General features: G+C 70.8%; 12 protein-coding genes. 8 read left to right on the top strand and 4 right to left on the bottom strand.

Annotation, left to right across the window (positions count from 1 at the left end; translation table 11 throughout):
• From EDF19_RS01770 to EDF19_RS01755, 4 genes are all read right to left on the bottom strand, one after another.
• Nucleotides 1-927: an aldo/keto reductase gene (locus EDF19_RS01770; RefSeq protein WP_260216954.1), complete on the bottom strand. Its 927-nt coding sequence runs from the start codon at nt 925-927 to the stop codon at nt 1-3.
• A 131-nt stretch (nt 928-1058) separates the two neighbouring features.
• Entirely contained in the window at nt 1059-1625 is a 567-nt protein-coding gene (locus EDF19_RS01765; protein ID WP_123679226.1) for a TIGR03086 family metal-binding protein, read from the bottom strand.
• A 683-nt stretch (nt 1626-2308) separates the two neighbouring features.
• A complete protein-coding gene (locus tag EDF19_RS01760; protein WP_123679872.1) occupies nt 2309-2869 on the bottom strand; it encodes a YceI family protein in 561 nt (186 codons plus the stop codon).
• Between the two features lie 129 nt (nt 2870-2998).
• Complete coding sequence (locus tag EDF19_RS01755) at nt 2999-3718, bottom strand: hypothetical protein (protein WP_148071005.1); 720 nt, start codon at nt 3716-3718, stop codon at nt 2999-3001.
• Nucleotides 3719-4481: 763 nt separating this feature from the next.
• Here EDF19_RS01755 and EDF19_RS01750 point away from each other — a divergent pair.
• From EDF19_RS01750 to EDF19_RS01715, 8 genes are all read left to right on the top strand, one after another.
• Entirely contained in the window at nt 4482-5486 is a 1005-nt protein-coding gene (locus tag EDF19_RS01750) for an aldo/keto reductase family protein (protein WP_123679224.1), read from the top strand.
• A gap of 185 nt (nt 5487-5671) precedes the next feature.
• Nucleotides 5672-6199, top strand: a complete 528-nt coding sequence (locus EDF19_RS01745) for a GtrA family protein (RefSeq protein ID WP_123679223.1) — start codon at nt 5672-5674, stop codon at nt 6197-6199.
• The gene (locus EDF19_RS01740; RefSeq protein ID WP_221180600.1) at nt 6196-7704 is read left to right on the top strand and encodes a glycosyltransferase; all 1509 of its coding nucleotides are present in this window, start codon (nt 6196-6198) and stop codon (nt 7702-7704) included. Before EDF19_RS01745 ends, EDF19_RS01740 begins: the two co-directional genes overlap by 4 nt.
• The gene (locus EDF19_RS01735; RefSeq protein WP_123679222.1) at nt 7701-9689 is read left to right on the top strand and encodes a glycosyltransferase family 39 protein; all 1989 of its coding nucleotides are present in this window, start codon (nt 7701-7703) and stop codon (nt 9687-9689) included. The genes EDF19_RS01740 and EDF19_RS01735 overlap by 4 nt, the downstream gene beginning before the upstream one ends.
• 185 nt (nt 9690-9874) lie before the next feature.
• Nucleotides 9875-10699, top strand: a complete 825-nt coding sequence (locus EDF19_RS01730; protein ID WP_123679221.1) for a DUF4397 domain-containing protein — start codon at nt 9875-9877, stop codon at nt 10697-10699.
• Nucleotides 10700-10860: 161 nt separating this feature from the next.
• On the top strand, nt 10861-12015 hold the full coding sequence (locus tag EDF19_RS01725; RefSeq protein WP_123679220.1) for a glycosyl hydrolase family 8: 1155 nt from the start codon (nt 10861-10863) through the stop codon (nt 12013-12015).
• The gene (locus EDF19_RS01720; protein ID WP_221180599.1) at nt 12012-12770 is read left to right on the top strand and encodes a class F sortase; all 759 of its coding nucleotides are present in this window, start codon (nt 12012-12014) and stop codon (nt 12768-12770) included. The genes EDF19_RS01725 and EDF19_RS01720 overlap by 4 nt, the downstream gene beginning before the upstream one ends.
• 44 nt (nt 12771-12814) lie before the next feature.
• Nucleotides 12815-13606 carry a polyprenol monophosphomannose synthase gene (locus EDF19_RS01715; protein WP_123679219.1) on the top strand — a complete coding sequence of 264 codons (792 nt, stop codon included), beginning with the start codon at nt 12815-12817 and terminating at the stop codon, nt 13604-13606.
• The last annotated feature ends 161 nt before the right edge of the window (nt 13607-13767 follow it).

Raw genomic sequence — 13767 nt, 5'->3', positions numbered from 1 at the left:
TCAGAAACCGGACGGCACCCTGGGCGTGTACGCGGACTCGAGTCGCGTCACCTCGTCGTCGGTCAGGGTGATCGCGGAGGCCGCGACCGCATCGTCGATGTGGTGCTCCTTCGTCGCACCGACGATCGGCGCGCTGACCGCGGGCTTGCCAGCGACCCAGGCGAGGGCGATCTGCGCCATGCTCACGCCGCGGTCGCTCGCGATGGACTCGACGGCTCCCACGATCGCGCGGTTCGCATCCTCGTCCTGGCGGTAGAGCGTCTTGCCGAACTCGTCGGTGCTGGCGCGTGAACCGGACCCGTCCGCGTCCCAGGGCCGGGTGACCTTGCCGCGGGCGAGGGGGCTCCACGGGATCACGCCGACACCCGTCGCGTGGGCGAACGGGTGCATCTCGCGTTCCTCCTCGCGTTCGAGCAGGTTGTACTGGTCCTGCATGCTGACGAAGCGGGTCCAACCGTGCAGGTCGGCGACGTGCTGCATCTGCGCGAACTGCCACGTCCACATGCTGCTCGCGCCGAGGTAGCGGGCCTTGCCGGCCTTGACGACGTCGTGCAGGGCCTCCATCGTCTCCTCGATCGGCGTCACCGGGTCGAAGCGGTGGATCTGGTACAGGTCGACGTAGTCGGTGCCGAGGCGGGTCAGCGATGCGTCGATCTCGTGCATGATCGCCGCGCGGGAGAGACCGGCGCCGTTCCGCCCCGGGCGCATCCGGTTGAAGACCTTCGTGAGGACCTGGACGTCCTCGCGCGGGGCGAGCTCCTTGAGGAGCGTGCCGGTGATCTCCTCGCTCGAGCCGTCGGAGTACACGTTCGCGGTGTCGAAGGTGGTGATGCCGGCGTCGAAGGCGCGACGGAGGAAGGGGCGGGCCTCGTCGATCCCGACGCTCCACGCGTGCGAGCCGCGGCTGGGGTCGCCGTAGGACATCATGCCGAGGACGACGCTGCTGATCTCGAGGCCGGAGGCGCCGAGGCGGGTGGTTGCGACGGTGGTGGTGGCGCTGGTGCTGGCGCTCGTGCCGGTGCCGGTGCTGGTACTGGCGCTCGTGCCGGTGCTGGGGCTCATGCGCTCACCCTGGCATCGCGGCCTGTGACGGCGAGCAGGCGGACCTGGAGCGGGGCGTCCTCGGGGACGTCGACCGGAGCGGCGTAGAGCCCGGTCTCGGCGAGGTCCTCGATCTTCGGCTCGAAGTACTCCCACACCGCCCGCACGAGCTCGTCGGGGAGGGCGTCGTCGGTGCCGGTGGCCCGGGCGAGGTCCCACGTGTGGATCGTGATGTCGCTCGTCTGCTCGGTGAGGTACTCGCCCGCCGGGACCACGTCGGTGCTCAGGTGCACGGGGGTGTCCTGCGGGGCGTTCCGCCAGGCATCCGTCGCCGCGGTCGCGAAGCGCTCCCACTCGGCGAGGAGGTCGTCGCCGATGGCCTCGAGGTCCGCCTCGGCCTGGGCGTAGTCGCACCCGGTGAGGAGCTTGGGGATCCAGCGCTGCTCGTCCACGACATGCGTGACGAGGTCGCGGGTGGTCCACTCGGAGTCGGGGGTGGCGGCGTCCCAGTCCGTCACGGCGGCGACGCGGCGGCCGAACTCGGCTGCCGCGAGGGCCTGCAACGCGATCCAGTCGGTGGCCATGGTGGTGCTCCTGTTCGTCGGTGGTGCTCTGTGCGGGTGCGGGTGCGCGTGCGCGTGCGTGGGTGCGTGGGTGGTGCGATGAGTGGTGGGTGGTGCGTGGTGCGTGGTGCTGCGCGCGTGCTGTGTCTGCGTGCAACCGGGAGCCGAACGGGCGGATTCCCGTGGTTGCTCGACGGTGGCGCTCCGCACCCTGCCCGGTGCCCAAGGTACGCCCGCCGCACACCCCCGCGATGCTGGCCGCCCCGCCGACCCCCGGCCGAGACGGGTGACGGAGCCCAGAGCCCGGGCACCCCGGCGCCCCGGATGCCGAGCGGGTGAAATGCCGGGGCGCGCCAAGCGAGGCACCGTGGAGATCCGCCCGCTCGCGGCTCGAGGCGCGAGGCAGCGTGTACTCGTGACGCCGCGTGGCCCTGTTCGAGCCCGCCCGATCAACGTGCTCGGAGCCGACTCCGGCGCCCGAATGAGCTCCGTCGCGCTGCCGAGCGGGCGAAATACCGCTGCCGTCGTGCGGTACGACGAGGTATTTCGCCCGCTCGGCCCCGAGCGTTCCGGACGGAGTCAGTCATCGCCCGCATTGCCCGGGGAACGACGAAACGCCCCTGCTCCGTGGAGGAGCAGGGGCGTTCGTCTCGGGTGCGGGTTGGATCGTTCGGTGCCCGCGTCTGAGGTGGAACCGAGTGGGCTCAGGCCGCCTGGAGGACGAACTGGACGTCGAGGTTGATCGTCACGTCGTTGCCGAGGGTGAAGCCACCGGCCTCGAGCGCGGCGTTCCAGTTCACGCCGAACTCGGTGCGGTCGATCTTCGTCGTCGCCTCGGCGCCGAACTTGACCTGGCCGTAGCCGTCCGTCGTGAAGCCACCGAGCTCGGCCTTGAGGACGACGGGCTTGGTGACGCCGCGGAGGGTCAGGTCGCCGGCGATGTGGAGGTCGTCGCCCTTGGCCTCGATGCTGGTCGAGCGGAAGGTGAGCTGCGGGTGCTCCTCGGTGAGGAAGAAGTCGCTCGTCTTGAGGTGCTGGTCGCGCTGCTCCTGGCCGGTGTTGATCGACGCGACGTCGATGTTCGCCTCGACAGTGGACTCGAGGGGGTTCTCGGCAGTGACGACGGTCGCGTCGAACGTCTCGAACTTGCCCTTCACCTTGCTGATGGCGAGGTGGCGGACGGAGAAGGTGACCTCGGAGTGGGTCGGGTCGATCTTCCAGGTGCCGGTCTGGTAGCCGGGAACGGTTGCGGCGGTGAGCGTCATGGTGGTGTCCTTCCGGAACAACGGAGTCTGTGGTTCGAAGCGAGGGGTCCAGTCGACCTGGTCCATGCGCTCGCATCGAGTTGATGCTACGTCAGTGTGCACCCTTTTGGTTGAAGCGTCAACCATTGTTCATCGAAGTGTCGCCATCCGTCGATCGTGAGGCCGCCGGCGACCGGTGTCGAGGAGGCGAGTGACACGCTGCACGAAGCGTTCGAGGCCTCGGCCCACGTCGTCCGCGGTGGCTCGGACCAGCCACCAGTCGACGTCCTTCAGGTTCTCACCCCTGGTGAGGTCCTTCCTGAACGTCGCCGGGTCCGTACGGTGCAGATCACTCTCGTACTCGATCGCCACTCGGGCTTCCGGGTAGGCGAGGTCGACGCACGCGATCCACCTGCCTCCGACGATCACGTCGTGGTTCAGGTCTGGTTCGGGGAGCCCCCGGCGAACGAGAGCCAGGCGCGTCCTCGTCTCGCCGGGGGATCGGGAACCCGCCCGTACCTCTTCGAGTGCCAGGCGGAGTTTCACGACCCCGCGCCTCCCACGCCGTCGACGGACAGCCCGGGCGAGCTCGTCGAACGTCGCCCACCCCAGCCACCCGACCAGAGCGTCCCCGGCAATGATCAGCTCGTCGAGCGTCAGCATCGTCCCGAGGGCGACGAACGTGTCCGCGGGAGTGCTCAACGGCACGCCGCGTGAGTGCGTCGAACGCACCGCGCCGTGCTGTGCGCGGTGCCCGACCGCGCCCCGGACACGGAGCGCTTGATCGACGCCGATCGTGGTGACGTGGAGCCGTGGCGAACCTTCGAACCGGCGGGGAAGTGGGATCCCGAGGATCGCGGCGGCCGTCACGTGGCTGAACACCTGGTCGTGACGAAGCCGAGGAGCGAGCGCCCGAGCGCGTTCGTCGACCGTTCGAGGTGGCACCGCAGATCGGATCCCGTGGAACGGTCGAACCAGGTCACAGGCTTCCAATCGGCCGCGCGACACTCCGCGGTGGAGTGCGTCCCGGACGCGGAACGAGGCATCTCGGAGCACCAGCGGGAGTGGTCGTCTGGCGGTCATCTCCACATCGTGCTGCGGGTGGGTGGGGCCGAGGCGTGGAGGTTTCGCTCCTGTGGACGGTGGTCTCTTCGGACTCTCCTGTGCAGGGATCGCCCAGTCCGCGAGCGGGCGAAAGGACCGGGATGCTCCGCGCGTGCACGCTGGTGTATCGCCCGCTCGGCCGCCTCGCCGCCTCGCCGCCTCGCCGCCCGCCCGCCCGCCCGACCGCGCGTCGGGCTCGCCCGACCGGCCGCGCGCCCGGCTCGCCCGCTCGGTCCGCTCGCGCGCTCTGGCGGCCCGGCCTCGCCAGGACGAGCGGGCGAAAGGTCGCCGTGGTGAGACCAGCACTCCCGGGTGTTTCGCCCGCTCGGCCCGTGGGTCCGCGACCGCACCCGCACCCGCACCCGCGCACCCCCCGCACCGCCGCACCGCCCCCCGCACCGCCGCACCGCCACCGCCGCACCGCCGCACCCGCACCCGCACCCCCGCACCCGCACCCGCGCCCCCACCACACCAGGCAGGTACTCGCACGGACCCTCAGGGGGTGCCGACCTCCAGTAGCGTCAAGGGCATGGAATTCAGGTACCTGGGCAACTCCGGACTCAAGATCTCCGAGATCACCTACGGCAACTGGCTGACGCACGGCTCGCAGGTCGAGAACGACGTCGCCACACAGTGCGTCCGGGCAGCGCTCGACGCCGGCATCACCACGTTCGACACCGCGGACACGTACGCCAACACCGCCGCCGAGACCGTCCTCGGCGAGGCGCTGAAGAGCGAGCGACGCGCGGGCCTCGAGGTCTTCACGAAGGTCTACTGGCCGACCGGCCCGAAGCAGCACAACGACGTCGGCCTCAGCCGGAAGCACATCATGGAGTCGATCAACGGCTCGCTGACCCGTCTGCAGACCGACTACGTCGACCTCTACCAGGCGCACCGCTACGACCATGAGACGCCCCTCGAGGAGACCATGCAGGCCTTCGCGGACGTCGTCCGGCAGGGCAAGGCGCTCTACATCGGCGTCAGCGAGTGGAATGCCGAGCAGATCCGTGCGGGCGCCGCGCTCGCGAAGGAGCTCGGCTTCCAGCTCATCTCGAACCAGCCGCAGTACTCGATGCTCTGGCGGGTCATCGAGGGCGAGGTCGTCCCGGCATCGAAGCAGCTCGGGCTGAGCCAGATCGTCTGGTCGCCGATCGCGCAGGGCGTGCTGACGGGCAAGTACAAGCCCGGCCAGCCGCTGCCCGAGGGCTCGCGCGCCACGGACGAGAAGGGCGGCGCGGACATGATCAAGCGGTTCATGCGCGACGAGGTCCTCGAGGCCGTCCAGCGCCTGCAGCCCGTCGCCGACCAGGCCGGCCTGACGCTCGCGCAGCTCGCGATCGCATGGGTGCTGCAGAACGAGAACGTCGCCTCTGCGATCGTCGGCGCGTCCCGCCCGCAGCAGGTCACCGACAACGTCAAGGCCGCGGGCGTCAAGCTCGACGCCGATGCCCTCGCGGCGATCGACGAGGCACTCGGCGACCTTCCCGAGCGCGACGCGACGAAGACGGTGAGCCCGGCGCAGCGTCCCGCCTGAGACGCGACCACAGATCGGACGGGAGGCCCGTGGCGACGCCGCCACGGGCCTCCCGTCCGTTTCGACCCCGTCCGGAGCGCGACGCGCGTCCGCCAGATGAACAGCGCGTGTCGCGCAACTGGCAGAGACCTGGGTAAGCGCGTACCCCACCCAAACCCCCGCTCCGAGGCCCCCGAATCGGGGGCATGACCTCGACCGATACCCCCGTTGTGGTGCCACGCGCCACCACCGGCTCGGTGCCCTCCGCGCGCCCCGGTGGGTTCGTCCGTCTGCTGGCCCTGGCTCGGCAGCTGGCGTCCTTCGGCACCATCGGCGCGGTCTGCTTCGTCATCGACCTCGGCATCTACAACCTCCTCCGCGCGACGGTGATGCCCGACGGTCCCATCGCCGCGAAGATCGTGTCCGCCGTCGTCTCGACCGCCGTCGCCTGGATCGGCAACCGGTTCATCACGTTCCGCGCCGAGCGCCAGACCGGCCGTCGCGAGACCGTCCGCGAGGGGCTCCTCTTCGCTGCCACGAACCTCATCGGGCTCGGCATCGCCGCTGCCTGCCTCTTCGTGTCCCACTACGTCCTCGGGTTCACCTCCACCCTCGCCGACAACGTCGCCGGCAACGGTGTGGGCCTCGTCCTCGGCACCGCGTTCCGGTTCGCCGCGTACAAGGCCCTCGTCTTCCGTTCCACCGACGCTCGTTCGAAGGAGCTCTCCGAATGACCATCTCCGCCATGATGCTGACGGCCGCTGGGCCGCTGCTCCAGCCGAACGAGGGGACCGGGACCGGGAACGTCCCGAACCGCGGGACCACCGACGTCCCGACCGGCGGCTCCGGCCAGGCCCAGCAGGCCGCGTGGTCGCTGGGCGAGTGGATCGGGTACTCGGCGCTCATCGCCATCTCGGTGCTGTTGACGATCGTCGCGCTGACGACCCTCTGGTGGATGCTGCACGCGTGGCGTTCGCGGGACGCCCTGAAGTCGACCAGCTTCAGCCAGACCCCGCGCCCCGCCGCCCACCGCTTCACCCTGCTGGTGCCCGGACGACACGAGCAGGACGTGATGGGCCAGACGCTCGACATGCTCGCGAAGCAGGACCACCCCGACTTCGAGATCATCGCGATCGTGGGCGAGGACGACCCGGAGACGGACGCCGTCGTGCGCGCCGCCGCTGCCCGGCACCCCTCGCTGATCAAGGTCGTGGTCGACGACACCCTGCCGAAGAACAAGCCGAAGGCGATGAACCTGGCGCTGCAGTACGCGACCGGCGACGTCGTGGGCGTGTTCGACGCGGAGGACGAGGTCTACCCGCACCTGCTCACCCTGGTCGACTCGCGGTTCCAGGAGACCGGCGCCGACGTCGTGCAGGGCGGCGTGCAGCTGATGAACTTCAAGTCCAGCTGGTGGTCGCTCCGGAACGTCCTCGAGTACTACTTCTGGTTCCGCTCGCGCCTGCACTTCCATGCCGGCTCGAAGTTCATCCCGCTCGGCGGCAACACGGTCTTCGTGACCCGGTCGCGTCTCGAGTGGTCGAACGGCTGGGACGCGCACTGCCTGGCCGAGGACTGCGAGCTCGGTGTCCGGCTCTCCGCCGACGGCGCGAAGGTCGTCGTCGCCTACAGCCCGGAGGCCGTCACCCGCGAGGAGACCCCACCGACCTTCGCCTCCCTGCTCAAGCAGCGGACGCGGTGGAACCAGGGCTTCCTGCAGGTGCTCGGCAAGGGGGAGTGGAAGAAGCTGCCGTCGTTCCGTCAGCGCTTCTTCGCCCGCTACATGCTCACCATGCCGTTCATCCAGGCGGCCACCGGTCTGCTCATCCCGCTCAGCGTCCTGATGATCCTGTTCGTCAAGGTGCCGACGGCGATCGCCCTCGTGTCCTTCATCCCGGTGGCGCCGACGCTGATGCTGCTCGCCGTGGAGGTCGTCGGCCTCAACGAGTTCGGGCGCATCTACAAGGAGAAGGTCCGCATCCGCGACTACGTGAAGCTCGTGCTCGGCCTGGTGCCGTACCAGATCTTCCTCGCTGCAGCGGCCGTCCGAGCCGTCGTCCGTCACGCCAAGGGGCAGAACGGCTGGGAGAAGACGGAGCACACCGGGCAGCACCGCACCGGTGCGCAGCCCGAGGAGGTCGTCGGCTTCGCGTCGTCGCTGAGCGGCGCGGGTGGAGCGTCGTCGTCTTCGTCTTCGTCCGCCGACCGTGAGCTCGAGGCCGCAGGGGGGACCCGATGACCGCCAGCATCACGAACACCACCGGCATCCCGATCCGGGGCGCCGCCGCCGGGAACCACTCCGGGATCGGCTCGTGGTTCCGCCGGCACGCCGCCAGCCTGACGTGGCTGCTGCCCGTCGTCGCGATCACCGTGATCGTGCAGGCCTGGAACATGTCCGGCACCCCGCAGCGGATCGACGACGAGGGCACGTACACGGCACAGGCGTGGGCGATCATGCACCTCGGTGAGATCACGCACTACACGTACTGGTACGACCACCCGCCGCTCGGCTGGATCCAGATCGCCGGGTACACCGGGCTGACGGGAGCGTTCGCGCGCTACTCGTTCGCCGTCGAGGCCGGCCGCGAGGCCATGGTCTTCTTCTCCGCCGTCTCGAGCATCCTGCTGTTCGTGCTCGCCCGTCGCCTCGGCGCCGGACGCATCACGGCAGCAGCGGCCGGACTCGTGTTCGCTCTCTCGCCCCTCGCCCTGCAGTACCACCGCACGGTCTACATCGACAACGTCGCGACGCCGTGGCTCCTCGCCGCGTTCGTGCTCGTACTCAGCCGTCGGCAGCAGCTCGCCGGGTTCGCCGGTGCCGCCGCGTGCCTCGGGATCGCCGTCCTGTCGAAGGAGACGTACCTCCTCGCGCTGCCGTTCCTCATCTGGATGGCCGTGCGTCGTGCCGACAAGAGCACCCGCCGGTACACGCTCAGCGTCGCCGGGGCCGTCCTCGTCGTCATCGGCGGCGGGTACCTGCTGCTCGCCGCGGTCAAGGGTGAGCTGCTGCCCGGGAGCGGCCGGGTGAGCCTGTTCGAGGGCATCACCTACCAGCTCGGGTCGCGGTCCGCGTCCGGTTCGCTGTTCGACCCGGGCAGCCTGGCGAACGCCGCCGCGTCGCAGTGGTGGGCGCTCGACCCGGTGTTCATCGTGCTCGGGTCCGTCGCCGCCGTCGTGGGACTGTTCCTGCGTCGGGTCCGTCCGATCGCCGCGATGCTCGTGTTCCTGCTCGCGATGATGTTCCGTCCGAACGGGTACCTGCCGGTGCCGTACGTGATCATGCTCATCCCGTTCGCGGCGCTCCTCGTGGCCTACACCGCCGAACGTGCCGTCCTCGCGATCGCCGGACGGGTCCGCACGCACACCCGCCTCGGCGCCGCCACCCGTCGTGGCCTCGGGATCACCTGGGCGGTCGCCACCGCAGCCGCCCTCGTCGTCGCCGTGCCGCTCTGGGGCACGCAGCTCCGCGGGTTCGTGCTCGGCAACCTCGACCTGCCGATGCAGCAGGCGGAGCAGTGGGTGGGGGACAACGTCTCGAAGTCCTCCCGGCTGCTCGTGGACGACGCGATGTGGGTCGACCTCGTCGACGACGGCTTCGCCCGGAACAACGTCGTCTGGTACTACAAGCTCGACACCGACGGAGCCGTGGAGCGCCAGTCGCCGAACGGCTGGAAGGACTCGGACTACGTCATCACGACGGACTCGATGCGGACCGGCGGCAACTCGTCGTCCGACGTCCGCCAGGCGATCCAGAACTCGACGGCCGTCGCGACCTTCGGGTCCGGTGACCAGCAGGTCGAGGTCCGACGCATCCACGCCGAGGGCTCATCCGCCGCCGAGGCCGCGATCACCCGGGCATCCGACGTCCGGAAGACGATGGGCACCGAGCTCGCGCTGAACCCGAACCTGCGTGCTGACGACGGCACGAAGTCGCAGTTCCGTGCGGGTCAGGTCGACTCGCGAGCGATGATCGCGCTCGGCCAGGTGCTCGCCGACCAGGACGTCCGCGTCGACCGGTTCAGTCCGCTCACCGGCGAGACCGGTCAGCCGTTCCGCACCGCTGTGCTGCACACGAACACCGCCGCCTCGGCCGAGCGGGTCGCGGCGACGCTCGACGCGATGTCCGACCGGTTCAAGCCGGCGTCGGTCGAGCGCGAGGGCGAGCGGCTCACCGTCACCTACACCCCCGCGGACCCGACGACCACGGCGACGAGCGCCTCGTGACCGCCGCCGCGGCCGCCCCGCGCGCCGAGCGCCCGCCGGCCGAGCGGGTGCCGGCCGAGCGGGCGAAATGCCCGGGCGGCTCGCGAGACCACGGCGGTATTTCGCCCGCTCGCGCATCCGCCGCTCGCGTATCCGCCGCATCCACCGCACGCACCGCACGCACCACGACCCGAAGGAGCAACTCCATGACCGCACACACCCAGCGCCGCCGCACCCTGGTGGTCGGAGCCCTCGCCGCGACCCTCGTCGCCGCGACCGTCGGACTCGCAGCACCGCAGACCGCCTCTGCCGCGACCACCTCCGACGAGGGCTGGCTCCGCGTCGGCCACCTCTCCCCGGACACGAAGGGCGTCGACGTCGAACTGTCGAGCCTCTCGGGCGGCAAGACGGTCTTCGAGCTCGATGACGTCACCTACGGCCAGGTCAGCAAGTACCAGGAGCTCCCGGTCGGCACGTACGTGCTGTCGATGCGGGCCTCCGACGCCCCCGACTCCACGCCGGTGATCTCCACCGACGTCACGGTCGACGGGGGCGACGCCAGCACGGTGGTCGCCTACGGCAAGAACAGCGACCTCAAGACGACGGCGTTCACCGACGACCTGCAGCAGCCGGGCGACGGCAAGGCGAAGCTCCGGCTCGTCCAGGCCGCGACCACCGCGAAGAAGGTCGACGTGAGCACCTCCGAGGGCACCGCCGTCGCCGAGGGCGCAGCGTTCGGCACCGCCACGAAGTACGCCACCGTGGATGCCGGCAAGTGGACGCTGGACGTGTCGGGCAGCGGCCAGGAGGGCACCGCGAAGGTGGACCTCGCGGGCAACACCGTCTCCACCTTGTTCGTCCTCGACGACAGCAAGGGCGACCTGACGGTCGTCCCGGTGACGGACGCCGCGGCCACCGCCGCGACCCCGTCCGGCGGTGTGCAGACCGGCGGTGGCGGCGCAGCCGCCGACCGTCCGATGACGGAAGCGATCCACGCCGCGATCGCAGCGCTCCGCTCGCTCTCCCGCTGACGCCCTGGCCTGGAGGCACGGATCACGTGCGCCGACCCGCTCACGTGATCCGGGCCTCCCCACCGGCACGGCAGGTCCGCCGCTGGCGCGTCGGCCCGGAACCGGCGTCGTGGGCCCCCAGTCCAGATCCTTCGTCACCATCCACGGAAAGGCAGGCCAGCATGACCCGCAGGACCTGGATACCCGTCACCGCCGCAGCGGCGGTCGTCGTCGCCATCGGTGTCGCGCTCCTCGCGGTGCGGCCGTGGGGGCAGGACACCACCGCCGACGGCGGTTCAGCCGCCACGCCCACGTCGTCCGCTGCGTCCGACGCGGCGCGCTCGCCGGAGGAGCTCAGCACCGAGTTCCTCGACCGGTACGTGCAGGACGGCCGCGTCGTCCGCACCGACCAGGGCGACGACACCGTCAGCGAGGGGCAGGCCTACGGGCTGCTGATCGCCTACGCGAACGGTGACCGTGGCCGCTTCGACGACATCTGGAAGTGGACCGCGAAGCACATGGTGACCGACGACGACCTGCTCGCCTGGCGTTGGACGCCCGACGACGGTGTCGCCGACGAGCAGCCGGCGAGCGACGCGGACCTCGATGCTGCCCGGGCACTCGTGCTCGCCGGTGACGCATGGGGCGAGGACCGCTACACCGCTGCCGGGAAGCGCATCGCCGCCGCGATCCTGCAGCACGAGACCGCTGAGACCGACCTCGGCACGATCCTGCTGCCGGGGCCGTGGGCCGACTCCGAGCCGTACCGGTACAACGCCTCGTACGCGTCGCCCGCTGCGTACGCCGTGCTGGCGAAGGCAACCGGGGACGACCGGTGGAAGGCCCTCGCGGCCGGGTCGCGGAAGGTGACCGCCGCCGTGCTCGACGCGTCGGACCTGCCGAGCGACTGGTCGCAGGTGCACGCCGACGGCACGGTGGACGCCATGCCGGCCACCGGTGGCGACGGCCGCGTGCTGTACGGGTACGACGCCATGCGGATGCCGCTCCGGTACGCCGAATCCTGCAGTGCCGCCGACCGGACCCTCGCCGGTTCGCTGACCCCGACCCTCCGTCGGACGACGCAGCTCGCGTCGCAGCTCGACCTGGGCGGGACCGCGGTGACCGGTGACACGAACGCCCTGGCCTACACCGCGCGGGCCGCTGCCGAGCAGGCTGCTGGTTCCTCCGGTGCGGCGTCCGACGACCTCGAACGCGCGGACCGGACGGCGGCGACCACGCCGACGTACTACGGCGATGCGTGGGCGGCCCTCGGGGCGACGATGCTGAGCTCCGACGTGCTCGGCGGGTGCGGGACGACGGCGGGGGGCGCGTCGTGAGCGGCCGGCGGTCCGCGGGGCCGAGTCTCGGTTCCGTCCGCCGTCGGGGCGTGGTGATCGGGGCCGTGGTGGCCGCGGTCGTCGTGGTCGGGGGTGTCACCGGGGTCGCCGTCGCCGCGACGAACGGTGGCGGGGCGGAGACGACGGCGGCTGCTTCGGCATCGGCTTCTTCGAGCTCGGGCGCTTCGGGTGCTTCGGGGTCGGCTTCTTCGGGCACTTCGGGCTCCTCGGGCGCTTCGGGGTCGGCTTCCTCGGGCTCCTCGGGCATCGAGGGCTTCCAGGACCCGGCCGCCCCTGAGGCCCGCTCGGCAGCCACCCCGGTCAGCGTCTCGATCCCCGCCATCGGCGTGCAGTCCTCGCTCGAGGACCTGCACCGCGGCTCCGGCGGCGAACTCGACCCGCCCGTCGACTGGGACAGCGCCGGCTGGTTCAGCGACGGCATCGTCCCTGGCGAGGTCGGTCCGGCCGTGATCGCCGGGCACGTCGACAGCCCGACGAGCGCCGCGGTGTTCTTCCGGCTCGACGAACTGGTGTCGGGCGACGAGATCCACGTCGCGATGTCCGACGGCACCACCCGCACCTTCACCGTCGACCGCTCGGAACGCGCCGCCAAGTCCGCGTTCCCGACGAGCGACGTCTACGGCACGACGCCGACCCCACAACTCCGACTGATCACCTGCGACGGCGTGTTCGACACTGCCACCGGGCACTACACGGACAATCTGATCGTGTTCGCAGACCTCTCGTCGGACTGACCCACGACCGACCGATACATTCGATGTGGAGCACGAGGAGCACCATGAGCGAGACCCTGGTCATCATCCCGACCTACGACGAGGCGGAGAACGTCCGTCCGATCGTCGAGCGCACGCTCGCCGCCACCGACGACAGCGTCCACGTGCTCGTCGTCGACGACAACTCCCCAGACGGCACCGGCGACATCGCCGACGCCATCGCCCGCGAGACGGACCGGGTGCACGTCATGCACCGCACCGTCAAGGACGGCCTCGGCGGCGCGTACCTGTCCGGCTTCGCGTGGGGCCTCGAACACGGCTACGCCAAGCTCGTCGAGATGGACGCCGACGGCTCGCACCACCCCGAGTACCTGCCCTGGATGCTGGAGCTCGCCGACTCGAACGACCTCGTCCTCGGGTCCCGCTGGATCAAGGGCGGGAAGGTCGAGAACTGGCCCTGGTACCGCGAGCTGCTCTCCCGCGGCGGGAACCTCTACACGCGCCTGGCCCTGGGCATCGCGGTCCGTGACGCGACGGGCGGCTTCCGGGTCTTCACCTCGCGGGCGTTCGAGCGGATCGACCTGGCCGGCGTCGCGTCGAAGGGGTACTGCTTCCAGGTCGACCTGTGCTGGCGTGCCCTCGAGGCCGGGCTGCGCGTCGTCGAGACGCCGATCACCTTCACCGAGCGGGAGTTCGGCGTCTCGAAGATGAGCGGCAACATCGTGCGCGAGAGCCTGGCGCTCGTGACGAAGTGGGGCATCGACCGTCGTCTGCGCGAGACTCGTTCCCTGGTCAAGGACCACCGGAAGCTGCCGTCGGTGCGCACGAACGCGCACGCCGTCGGCGACCACGCCTGAGCACGCGGCCTGAGCCGCGGCGTCGGCGCTCGGCGGCAGCGCTCGGCGACGGCGGCGGCGGCGCTCGCGTTCGGCGTCGGCGTCGGCGCTCGCGCTCGGCGTCGGTACCGCGAAAGCGACAGTGTCCCGCGAACTGTTCGCGGGACCCGGTCGCTTTCGCG

Source organism: Curtobacterium sp. PhB115 (assembly GCF_003752025.1).
Taxonomy (GTDB): domain Bacteria; phylum Actinomycetota; class Actinomycetes; order Actinomycetales; family Microbacteriaceae; genus Curtobacterium.
Note: the sequence above shows the minus strand (reverse complement) of the source record. Positions and strands in the feature narration are given on the sequence as shown.

Coding starts and splice junctions, on each gene's coding strand:
- EDF19_RS01770 (WP_260216954.1), bottom strand. CDS start 927: ATGATGTCCTACGGCGACCCCAGCCGCGGCTCGCACGCGTGGAGCGTC.
- EDF19_RS01715 (WP_123679219.1), top strand. CDS start 12,815: ATGAGCGAGACCCTGGTCATCATCCCGACCTACGACGAGGCGGAGAAC.
- EDF19_RS01740 (WP_221180600.1), top strand. CDS start 6,196: ATGACCATCTCCGCCATGATGCTGACGGCCGCTGGGCCGCTGCTCCAG.
- EDF19_RS01750 (WP_123679224.1), top strand. CDS start 4,482: ATGGAATTCAGGTACCTGGGCAACTCCGGACTCAAGATCTCCGAGATC.
- EDF19_RS01765 (WP_123679226.1), bottom strand. CDS start 1,625: ATGGCCACCGACTGGATCGCGTTGCAGGCCCTCGCGGCAGCCGAGTTC.
- EDF19_RS01730 (WP_123679221.1), top strand. CDS start 9,875: ATGACCGCACACACCCAGCGCCGCCGCACCCTGGTGGTCGGAGCCCTC.
- EDF19_RS01745 (WP_123679223.1), top strand. CDS start 5,672: ATGACCTCGACCGATACCCCCGTTGTGGTGCCACGCGCCACCACCGGC.
- EDF19_RS01735 (WP_123679222.1), top strand. CDS start 7,701: ATGACCGCCAGCATCACGAACACCACCGGCATCCCGATCCGGGGCGCC.
- EDF19_RS01725 (WP_123679220.1), top strand. CDS start 10,861: ATGACCCGCAGGACCTGGATACCCGTCACCGCCGCAGCGGCGGTCGTC.
- EDF19_RS01760 (WP_123679872.1), bottom strand. CDS start 2,869: ATGACGCTCACCGCCGCAACCGTTCCCGGCTACCAGACCGGCACCTGG.